The 1,700-nt window shown below is 54.5% G+C and carries 1 protein-coding gene; it reads left to right on the top strand.

The window, feature by feature from the left end; genetic code table 11:
- A partial coding sequence (locus tag ABD744_RS08685) for a beta strand repeat-containing protein (RefSeq protein ID WP_344797503.1) occupies positions 1 to 1,700 on the top strand: 1,700 nt, incomplete at both ends.

Genomic DNA, 1,700 nt, shown 5'->3' with positions numbered 1-1,700 from the left:
ATAAAAATGGCACTGCCTCGGACGTCAGCAGTACCACCTATAATCTGGCTGGCGCGGATAACTGGATGGCAGGCGCAGCGGCGTCCGTTGATATCTCCGACACTCTGGTCAATGGCATTACCGTCAGTAATGTTACGGTTCCGACCATCACCTCGGCGACCTACGATGCCACGACGGGTGTGGTGACGGTGACGGGCACCAACCTGCGCAATCAAAACGGGGCGGCCAACGATGTGGATGTGTCTTTACTGACGTTCACTGGCGATGCGGGCGTTACCTACACCTTGACCAGTGCCAGCGACGTTGAAATAACCTCGGCCACCCAATTCTCGGTCACTTTGTCCGGCGCCGATAAAACCAATATTGATGGTTTGCTGAATAAAAACGGCACCAGCTCCGACGACAGCACCACTTACAACCTGGCGGTTGCGGATAATTGGATGCCTGCCACTCTGGCCTCCGCGAACTCCGAAGACCTGACCGGCAATGGCATTACGGTCAGTAATGTGACGGTTCCGGCCATCACGTCATCCACTTATAACTTCACCACTGGCGTGTTGAGTGTGACAGGCACCAACTTCCGTAATCTGTCCGGTGCCAGCAACGATGTGGATGTCACTAAGTTATCGCTCACAGGGGAAGGCAATAACAGCTACACCCTAACCGGCGCGAGTGTCGACATCACTTCGGCCACGACATTTACCGTGACGCTAAGTGAAACGGACCTCATCAACGTCAATGGCTTGCTGAATAAAAACGGGACGTCCGCTGAGGATACCGTCTCGTATAATCTTGCCGCCGCAGACGACTGGATGCCTGCGGCATTGAGTGCGACGGACATCGCCGATGCCACAGCGACAGTCACCGTCAGCAGCGTGAATACGCCGAGCATCACCTCAATTACTTACGACTACGATACGGGGATTGTCACCGTCACCGGCCTTAACTTTGTGAAAAAGTTTGGTGCCGCCAACGATGTGGACCTATCTTTGCTGACCTTTACCGGTGAAAATGGCGCGACGTACACCCTGACCAGTGCCATAGACATTGAAATTACTTCGTCTACCAGCTTTACCTTTACGTTGACCGGTGCAGACCTTACGGGGGTGAACGCGCTGGTGACGGCCAATGGCACCACCGCCGGAAGTGGCACGACCTATAATGTGTCTGCTGCGGATAATTGGATGGCAGGCACGGCCGTCAGTACCAACATTGCGGACACCACGGGCAACACCATCACGGTCAGTAATGCGCCCACACCGACAATCTCCTCTGCCACGTATGATGCAACGACAGGCACGCTGGTCGTGACGGGCAGTAGCTTTGTGGCGAAATCCGGTGCATTGAACGATGTGGCGGTGTCTAAACTGACCCTGACCGGCGAAGCCTCGGGTACTTATACGTTGACCAGCAGCGATGTGGAAATTGACTCAGGTACTCAGTTTACCGTTGTCTTGAATGCCGCTGATAAACGTACCGTGAATGGGTTACTGAATACCAACGGGACACAGTCGGATGATAGTACCGCTTATAACCTGGCGGCAGCGGATGACTTTATTGCCGACAGAACGGCGGGAGACAGCAGCGACACCACCGGCAATGCCATTACGGTCAGTAATGTGGTGAGTCCACAAATAACCAGTGCCGCCTACGACGCGACTACCGGCGCATTGGTGGTCACCGGGACTAACTTTGTGCAT

Origin of the sequence: Litoribacillus peritrichatus, assembly GCF_039537985.1 — a bacterium.
In the GTDB taxonomy this organism is placed as follows: Bacteria; Pseudomonadota; Gammaproteobacteria; order Pseudomonadales; family Litoribrevibacteraceae; genus Litoribacillus; species Litoribacillus peritrichatus.
This window is presented reverse-complemented; position numbering and strand designations above follow the sequence as displayed.